This is a genomic window from Cupriavidus sp. WS (genome assembly GCF_000395345.1).
Lineage (GTDB): Bacteria > Pseudomonadota > Gammaproteobacteria > Burkholderiales > Burkholderiaceae > Cupriavidus > Cupriavidus basilensis_B.
This window is the reverse complement of record NZ_AQPL01000468.1, coordinates 1-8126: the sequence shown is the minus strand read 5'-3', so window position 1 is coordinate 8126 and position 8126 is coordinate 1. Positions and strand designations below refer to the sequence as shown.

At 69.6% G+C, this 8126-nt stretch carries 8 protein-coding genes; 2 read left to right on the top strand and 6 right to left on the bottom strand.

The window, feature by feature from the left end; all coding sequences use genetic code 11:
• From K206_RS39865 to K206_RS0131480, 4 genes are all read right to left on the bottom strand, one after another.
• On the bottom strand, nucleotides 1-428 hold a 428-nt coding region (locus tag K206_RS39865; protein ID WP_020206299.1), incomplete at its 3' end, for a hypothetical protein.
• Nucleotides 425-2179, bottom strand: coding sequence for a cytochrome c oxidase subunit I (ctaD, locus tag K206_RS0131490; RefSeq protein WP_020206298.1), 1755 nt, complete (start codon nucleotides 2177-2179; stop codon nucleotides 425-427). The genes ctaD and K206_RS39865, both read right to left, overlap by 4 nt.
• Before the next feature lie 17 nt (nucleotides 2180-2196).
• On the bottom strand, nucleotides 2197-3384 hold the full coding sequence (locus K206_RS39860) for a cytochrome c oxidase subunit II (protein ID WP_043367486.1): 1188 nt from the start codon (nucleotides 3382-3384) through the stop codon (nucleotides 2197-2199).
• 260 nt (nucleotides 3385-3644) lie between these two features.
• Complete coding sequence (locus K206_RS0131480) at nucleotides 3645-4148, bottom strand: hypothetical protein (protein WP_029044300.1); 504 nt, start codon at nucleotides 4146-4148, stop codon at nucleotides 3645-3647.
• A gap of 390 nt (nucleotides 4149-4538) precedes the next feature.
• Between K206_RS0131480 and K206_RS0131475 the strand changes: the two genes are divergently transcribed.
• Together K206_RS0131475 and K206_RS43970 are read left to right on the top strand one after the other, a co-directional pair.
• Nucleotides 4539-4721, top strand: coding sequence for a hypothetical protein (locus tag K206_RS0131475; protein ID WP_006163669.1), 183 nt, complete (start codon nucleotides 4539-4541; stop codon nucleotides 4719-4721).
• 62 nt (nucleotides 4722-4783) lie between these two features.
• Nucleotides 4784-4960 (top strand): hypothetical protein, encoded by a 177-nt coding sequence (locus K206_RS43970; RefSeq protein WP_020206295.1) that lies wholly within the window; start codon nucleotides 4784-4786, stop codon nucleotides 4958-4960.
• Nucleotides 4961-5049: 89 nt separating this feature from the next.
• On the opposite strand, the gene K206_RS0131465 is transcribed toward K206_RS43970, so the two are convergent.
• Nucleotides 5050-5235 carry a rubredoxin gene (locus K206_RS0131465; RefSeq protein WP_020206294.1) on the bottom strand — a complete coding sequence of 62 codons (186 nt, stop codon included), beginning with the start codon at nucleotides 5233-5235 and terminating at the stop codon, nucleotides 5050-5052.
• A gap of 85 nt (nucleotides 5236-5320) precedes the next feature.
• Nucleotides 5321-8126: DUF748 domain-containing protein (locus tag K206_RS0131460; RefSeq protein ID WP_020206293.1), on the bottom strand; the 2806-nt coding region annotated here is incomplete at its 5' end.

Here is an 8126-nt window from a genome sequence, read left to right as displayed (position 1 = left end):
AAGCTGCCGGCCGGGTTGTTGGCCGGCACCACGTGGATGGCGAGCAGGGCCTGCCACGCCCACAACTGCGAGCCGACGAAGGCCGCCGCCGCCAGCCCGCCCCAGCGCAGCGCGCGGCGCGCGCGCGACAGCCGGCCCGCGCGCGCGGCGCGCGCCGCCGCCAGCATGAGCGCGCTGCCCGCCGCCAGCAGCGCGGTGGACAGCCACACCTGCCACGGCAGCGCCACCGCGTGCCAGTCCGGCGAATCCATGCGCATGGCGTAGGCGGTGATGAACAGCGCGAACAGCGAGCACACCACACCCATGAACACCCACAGGCCGATGCTGGCCGGCGCCGGGCCGGCGCGCTGCCGGCCCACGTCGCCGGGGCCGGGGCCGCCGCGGCGCTCGCCGCCGCCGTCGGCGCGGTAGATCAGGTTCACGCTCATGCCACGGCTCCTCGGCTGGGGTGCGGTTCGGGCTCGGCGCCGCCGGCTTCGGGCGGCGCGTTCTGCGCGATGAAGTCCTCGCTCGCGCCGGGCACGCTGTAGGCGTAGGCCCAGCGGTACGCCACCGGCAGCTCGGGCCCCCAGTTGCCGTGCGCGGGCGGGGTCTGCGGCGTCTGCCATTCCAGCGAGGCGGCGCGCCACGGGTTGGCGCCGGCCGGCCGGCCATGCCGCACGCTCCAGGCCAGGTTGAAGATGAACACCAGCTGCGCCGCGGCCACGATGAAGGCCGCGACCGAGATGTAGGCGTTCATCACGTGCGCCGATTCGGGAATGAAGGCGTAGTTGTCGTAGGCGTAGTAGCGCCGCGGCATGCCGAGCACGCCGAGGTAGTGCATCGGGAAGAAGATCGCGTAGGTGCCGACGAAGGTGATCCAGAAATGCACGCGGCCCAGCGTGTCGTTGAGCATGCGCCCCGTCACCTTCGGGTACCAGTGGTAGATGCCGCCGAACACCACCAGGATCGGCGACACGCCCATCACCATGTGGAAGTGCGCGACCACGAAATACGTGTTGGACAGCGGGATGTCCACGCTGACGTTGCCGAGGAACAGCCCGGTCAGCCCGCCGATGACGAAGGTGCTGATGAAGGCGATGGCGAACAGCATCGGCACCGTGAAGTGGATGTCGGCGCGCCACAGCGTGAGCACCCAGTTGTAGACCTTGATCGCGGTGGGAATGGCGATGATCAGCGTGGTGGTGGCGAAGAAGAAGCCGAAGTACGGGTTCATGCCGCTGACGAACATGTGGTGCGCCCACACCACCACCGACAGCACGCCGATGGCCAGGATCGCCCACACCATCGTGCGGTAGCCGAAGATGCTCTTGCGCGAATGCACGCTCACCAGGTCGGAGACGATGCCGAAGGCCGGCAGCGCGACGATGTACACCTCGGGGTGGCCGAAGAACCAGAACAGGTGCTGGAACAGCAGCGGGCTGCCGCCCTTGTAGTCGAGATGCTGGCCCATCGACACCATCGCCGGCATGAAGAAGCTGGTGCCCAGCGTGCGGTCGAGCAGCATCATCACGCCCGAGACGAACAGCGCCGGGAACGCCAGCAGCGCCAGGATGGTGGCCATGAAGATGCCCCACACGGCCAGCGGCATGCGCATCAGCGTCATGCCCTCGGTGCGCGCCTGCAGCACGGTGGTGACGTAGTTGAGCCCGCCCATCGTGGCCGCCGCGATGAAGATCAGCAGCGACACCAGCATCAGGATGATGCCCCACTGGTAGCCGGGCGTGCCCGGCAGGATGGCCTGCGGCGGATAGAGCGTCCAGCCCGCGCCGGTGGGCCCGCCCGGCACGAAGAAGCTTGCCAGCAGCACCAGCACGGACACCAGGTAGACCCAGAAGCTCAGCATGTTGAGGAACGGGAACACCATGTCGCGCGCGCCCACCATGAGCGGGATCAGGTAGTTGCCGAAGCCGCCGAGGAACAGCGCGGTGAGCAGGTAGATCACCATGATCATGCCGTGCATGGTGACGAACTGGTAGTAGCGGTTGGCGTCGATGAAGGCGAAATGCCCCGGGAAGCCGAGCTGCAGCCGCATCAGGTTGGACAGCAGCACGCCGATCAGCCCAACGAAGATGGCGACCAGCGTGTACTGCACCGCGATCACCTTGTGGTCCTGGCTCCAGATGTAGCGGGTGAAGAAACTGGTGGGGCCGTGGATGTCGTGGTCGGCGTAGGCCATTGGCTGCTCCTGTCGGCTTACCGGGCTGCCGCGCCCGATGCGGTGCCCGAACCGGCGCCCGCCTGCGTGGCGCCACCCTGCGCGCCGTTGGCGCGGATGTAGGCGACCAGCGCGCTCACTTCCTCTTCGCTCAGGGGAATCTTCGGCATCACCGGGCCGAAGCCCTTGACCAGCCGCTGCTGCGGCTCGGTGATCTCGGTCTTGAGGTAGCCGTCGTCCACCCTCGCGCTGCTGCCGTCGGCGAAGGTCTCGCTGCGCCCGTACAGGCCCTTCCAGCTCGGCCCCACGCCGACGCTGCCGTCGATGCTGTGGCAGCCGATGCAGCCCTTGCTCTGCGCCAGCGCGCGGCCCTGCGCCGCGAGCGTGTCGGCGGGCGCGCCGCCGCCGGCCGCCACCGCGCCCGGCGCGGGCGTCTTGAGCATGGTCAGGGCGAAGGTCGGCTGGCGCGCCAGCCAGGCCTGGAACGCGGCGTCGTCCTCCACCACCACCTTGCCGCGCATGTTGTAGTGGCCCACGCCGCAAAGCTGCGCGCACAGGATCTCGAAGGTGCCGGCCTTGGTCGGCGTGAACCAGAACGAAGTCACCATGCCCGGCACCATGTTCATGCGGGCGCGGAACGGCGGCACGTAGAAGTCGTGCAGCACGTCCTTGGAGCGCAGCAGCACCTTGACCGGGCGGTTCAGCGGCAGGTGCACCTCGGGCGCGGCCACGATGATGTCGTCCTGCCCGCGCGGATCGTCGGGGTTCACGCCGAGCGGATTGTCCGCCGAGACGAAGCGCGCGTCCGAAGTACCGAGCTGGCCGCCCTGGCCGGGAAAGCGGAAGCCCCATTGCCATTGCTGGCCCACCACCTCGAGCACCATCGCGTTGGCCGGCGGGCGCACGTATTCGGCGTAGACGAACAGGCCCGGCGCCAGCAGCACGATCACGCCCAGCGTGGTGCCAGCGGTCAGCCACAGTTCGAGCTTGCGGTTTTCCGGCTGGTAGGCGGCGCGCGCGCCCTGGCGATGGCGGTAGCGCCAGACGATGTAGCCGACGAACAGGTTGATGACGATGAAGAAGATGCCGGTGACGACCAGCGTGATGGTCAGCGTGTCGTCCATCTGCTTCCAGTTCGAAGCAAGCGGGGTCGCCCACCACGGGCTCAGGAAATGAAAGAGCACCGAAGCGACGACAATGACGACGAGTGCAATGGCGAGCGCCATACCGACCCTCCCCCCCGCGCATGGCTGACCGCGAACTCAGCGCAAGGTTGAGATAAGCCTAGTGCATGTGGTCCGCCCGGTGCAAGGCGCCGCCCGCATCGCTTTGGGTGCACTGCCACACAAACGCGCGGCGCGCAGGCGCGCCGGGCGCCGCATAAAAAGCGGCGAAGGAAGGCCTGGACCTTCCTTCGCCGCCGGTGGGCCGCGCCGCCCGTGTAGTGGCAATGCGCAAGGCCGAAAACGCGCCGCGTGGCCCGTGCTCAGTGCGATACATCCTTGCTTTCGAGCTTCCAGTACGCGATGGCCGCGGTCATGCCGAAGATCAGGTGGCCCGCCAGCGTGTGCCAGCCGCGCGCGTCGGCGAACCACGAGAAGAAGCGCGTCATGCCATAGAAGTCGATCAGGTAGACCGCCAGCCCGAACACCGCGCCGGTCAGCAGCACCATGCCGGCGCTGGAGTCGAAGTGGAACGGCGCGATGATGACCGCCAGGATCATGCCGAGCACCGCGCCCAGCACGAAGTGGATGACCAGCGCCACCGCCACCGTGCCCACGCTGAACAGGGAGGTCTGCAGCACGTCCGGCCCCATCACGATGGCGGCGATCATGCGCGTGGTGCCCCACGGATTGACGCCGGCCACCATGGTGGACCAGAACAGCTCGACCACCATCAGCAGCGCGCCGGCCGCGAGGCCGGACACGGCCGCCGCCATCCAGTCGGGCAGGCGACGCACGTAATGGTGCGATTGCATGTGAAGTTCCATAGCCACCTCCGATACGCTGGTTGCTGCAGTGGCGCCATCACGGGCGCCGCGGCCCGCTTGCGGGTCCGGCCTGCATACTGGTCAGCATAGGACAGGCGGGCCGGTCCGTCGGCCCGGCCGCATGCAAATATGCGCGCGGCGCGTGGCATGCCGCGCATTGCCGGCGGCGCGTGTGGCAGCCGCGGTACTTGCCGCGGCCGCGGCGGCGCCCGGCCTTTCCGGCGACGCAAGGCAGGCCCGGCGGCGTCCGCCGGCGATGTTGCGGCGCAGCGTGCGGACCGCGGCGAAACGGGTGCGTGCCGCTTAGGTGACAACCCCCACTTAATCGAGCTTGGCGTCCCCGCGACACTTTCTATACTGGAAACACAAGTAGAGAGACAGGAGACAGCCATGCTGCACTTCACGTCACATGATCTTGTTTTTCTGATCCCGATGGCGCTGGTTGGCATGATCGCTTTCGGCGGGATTCCGTTTACGGCCCGGGCCTTGCGCATCAGTTGCCGCGCGGCGGGCGCCATCTTCGGAGCCCTGCTGGCGGTGGCCCTGCTCGAAGCGTTGCCGTTGCTGATCTGAGCGCCGGCGGACGCATCGCGCGCCAGCCGGCTCGGGAGATGGCCGAGGGGAAGGAGGCCGCGATGACGCTTGGCCTGTTGGCCGCCATGATGGCGGCGCTGCTGCTGCTCACCGTGGTCGCGGCGATCTGGCGCTGCAGCCATCCCTATCGCATGCGCTACCGGCGCTGCGCGCAGCACCGGCGCCGCGCCGGCATCTGCCGGGAGATGCGGCGACGCCAGCCGCCGGGCCTGACCTGAACGCGCCGGCCGGCGCCGCCGTAGCCGCTATGGTTGCTTGATCGCTTAATCGCCTGGTTGCTTGATCGCTGTCGCCGCCATGCCGGCGGTCAGATCTCGATCATGGCGAACTCGCCCTTGCCCACGTCGCATTCGGGGCAGCGCCAGTCTTCCGGAATATCTTCCCAGCGCGTGCCGGGGGCGATGCCGTCTTCCGGCCAGCCTTGTTCTTCGTCATAGACCCAGCCGCAAATCAGGCAGACCCAGGTCTTGTAGGCAACGACTTCCTGCTGCAAAACGCACTCCTGTTTTCGATTCCGGGCCAGATCATACAAGCTTTTCGGCCCGCGGCGGCGTCCGCCGCGGGGAAAGCCGCCCGCCTCAGTCGCGGATGGCGAAGTCCACCCGGTTGGGCGCGCCCTTGTCCTTGATGCCCTCGGTGTCGAGCTTCGGCGCGGTCAGGAACAGGCGGTTTTCCGGCACCTTGCCGTCGCGCTCCAGCGACTGCTTCACCGCCAGCGCGCGCTGCTCGGCAAGCTGGCGCAGCTCCACGTTGGTCACCGGCGCGTTTTCCAGCAGCAGCTTTTCCATCTCCTGCGTCGGCAGCGACTTGGCCAGGCCGATCACGTTGCGCGGCTTCTTGAACGAAGCGCGCTTGTAGACCGCCTCCAGGTACTTCGGATATTCCTGCTGCGACACCGTCACCTTGGCGCCCTGCTCGCCTTCCTCGCTGTCGTCCGCCACGCCGCCCTGGCGGGCGCTGGAGCGCAGGTCGCGCGACTTCTGCTCGGCCACGCGCGCGTCGAGCCAGGCGCGCTGCGCGCCGGCCATGTCGGTGGCCGGATCGATGCGCCCGCTGATCTCCAGCCGCAGCGACGGGCGGTCCGCCAGCGCCTTGCCCAGCGTGTCGATCTTCTGCCTGGCCGCCGGCGTGAGCGTGGCGGTGCCGGGCGGGAACTCGACGTAGCCCAGCTCGTCGCCGCCGCCGCCGAAGGCCGAGGCGATCAGCGAGAACGGCGAGGTGATGGCCTTGGTCAGCAGGTTGACGATCACGCGCACGATCACGCCACCGATGCTGAACTCGGGGTCCGACAGCGAGCCCGAGACCGGCAGGTTGATGTCGATCACGCCGTTGCGATCCTTGAGCAGCGACACCGCCAGCAGCACCGGCAGCTTGGTCGCCGTGGGGCTGTCGACCTTGTCGCCGAAGGTGAGCTGGTCCAGGTAGAGGTGGTTGCTCGCATCGAGCTTGCCGTTCTCGATCTTGTACGCCACGTCCACCGTGAGCTTGCCCTTGGTGATCGGATAACCGGCGTACTTGGCCGCGTAGGGCGTCAGGCGCGTGAGCTCCACGCCGGCGGCCTTGGCGGCGATGTCGAGGTAGAGCGGGTCGGCCAGCGGGTTGAGCTTGCCGTCAATGTTGACCGGCGCGTCGTCGTCGATGCGGCCCGCCAGCGTGAGGTCGGCCGGCGCCGGATCGGTCGAGGACACCTTGGAGACCGAGCCTTTCATGTCGGTCAGGTTGGCGGTGTAGTTGGGCCGGACGAAGAAGTCCGAGAAATTGATGTTGCCCTTGCTCACCGTCACGCCGCCCAGGCGGATCTGCGGCTTGGCCGCCGCCGTGGCGGCGGGCGCCGGGGCCGGTGCCGGCGTGGGCGCGGCGGCCGGCGCGCTGGCCGGCGGCGCCGAGGCCGGGTTGGCCTGCGTCAGGCTGGTGCTCGGCGCGGCCTCGCCCTTGGCGGCGCCGCCCGCCATCACGTCCTGCAGGTTCAGCCGGCCGTTGGCGTTGAGGATCACGCGCGCGTAGAAATCGGACAGCGCCACGCTACCCACGCCCACCTTCATCGGCCCCTTCGACTCGTCCATGACGAAGTCGATGCCGTTGACGGCCAGCGAGCGCCAGCGCAGGAAATCGTCGCCGGTGACGCGGTCCACGGTGCGCACGTTGCCAAGCTGCGCATTGCCGGCGAAGCGCGCGGCGATCGGCTTGCCGCTGGGCGCGTCCACGCCCAGGCGGCCCTTGACGGTGGCCGTGCCGCCGCGCAGCGCGGCGTTGAAGCGGTCGGCCAGGTAGGGCTGCAGCGGCGCCAGGTCGATCTCGCGCAGGTCCACCTGCACCTGCGCCGCCGGCGCCGTGGGCTGCACCGTGCCGTCCAGCGCCATCACGCCGCGCCGTCCGCTCTCGGCCTTGAACTTGAGCGGGATCGCGCCGGGCGCCAGCGGCCATTGCAGCGCGCCGGTGCCGAGGCTGATGTTGCGGTACTGGTGGATCACCGGGCGGTCGCGGTTGGCGGCGGCCGGCGCGTAGTCGGTCAGCCGCACGCTGCCGCCGTCGAGCGCGAACTTGCCCAACCGGGCGTTCCACGGCAGCGGCCTGGCGGCCGCGGGGCTCTCGGCCCGGGCCGCCTTGGCCGTGACCGTGGCGGAGCGCTGGCTGGCCTTCTGCCCGGACTGCGCCGCCCACAGGCGCGCGCTCTCCAGCAGCTCGCCGCGGTGGTCGCGCGTGAGCGCGACCTGCGGCTTGGCCACCACCAGCTCGCCGGCGCTGAAAGTATGCCCGGCGAGGTCGAAGCCGATGTCGTCGAGCGCCACGCGCTCGGCGCGCATGACCGGCAGGCTGGCGGTGTCGTCGTCGTTGTCCGCGCGCGCGCGCGCGCGGCGCGCGCTGCCGGCGTTGCCGGCGCCCGCGGCGGGCACCGCCACCGGCTCGCGCGTGGCGACATACAGCGGCGCCAGTTCCACGCGCGACTTGTCCAGCGCGAACGCGAATTCCGGGCCGCCCCATGCCATCTTGTAGTGCAGCTCGGCGTTGACCGCGGTGTCGCCCAGCTGCGTGCGCAGCTCGGCCGGCCACCACGCGGCAAACCCCTGCGGCTTCACACCGCTGGCCTGCAGCGTGCCGGTCATGGTGCCGCCGCGCAGGGTCAGCTCGCCTTCGTGGCTGAGGCTCTGGCCTTCGCCCAGGCCCAGCTTGGCCTGCACTTTGGCCGGCTTGTCGCTGTCGCCCGACAGGCCCGCGACCTCGGCGTCCAGCGGCCCGAGCGCCAGCGTGCCGGGCCCGGAGGGAGCCAGCTCGTCGCGCAGCGCGAGGCTGGCCTGCTTGACGCTGATCTGGTCGACCGCGTAGGACCACGGCTTCGGTGCCGGCTGCGGCGGCGCGATGCCGGCCGCGGCGGGTGCCGAGGCC

Coding starts and splice junctions, on each gene's coding strand:
- K206_RS0131475 (WP_006163669.1), top strand. CDS start 4,539: ATGCTGCACTTCACGTCACATGATCTTGTTTTTCTGATCCCGATGGCG.
- K206_RS43970 (WP_020206295.1), top strand. CDS start 4,784: ATGACGCTTGGCCTGTTGGCCGCCATGATGGCGGCGCTGCTGCTGCTC.
- K206_RS39860 (WP_043367486.1), bottom strand. CDS start 3,384: ATGGCGCTCGCCATTGCACTCGTCGTCATTGTCGTCGCTTCGGTGCTC.
- K206_RS0131480 (WP_029044300.1), bottom strand. CDS start 4,148: ATGGAACTTCACATGCAATCGCACCATTACGTGCGTCGCCTGCCCGAC.
- ctaD (WP_020206298.1), bottom strand. CDS start 2,179: ATGGCCTACGCCGACCACGACATCCACGGCCCCACCAGTTTCTTCACC.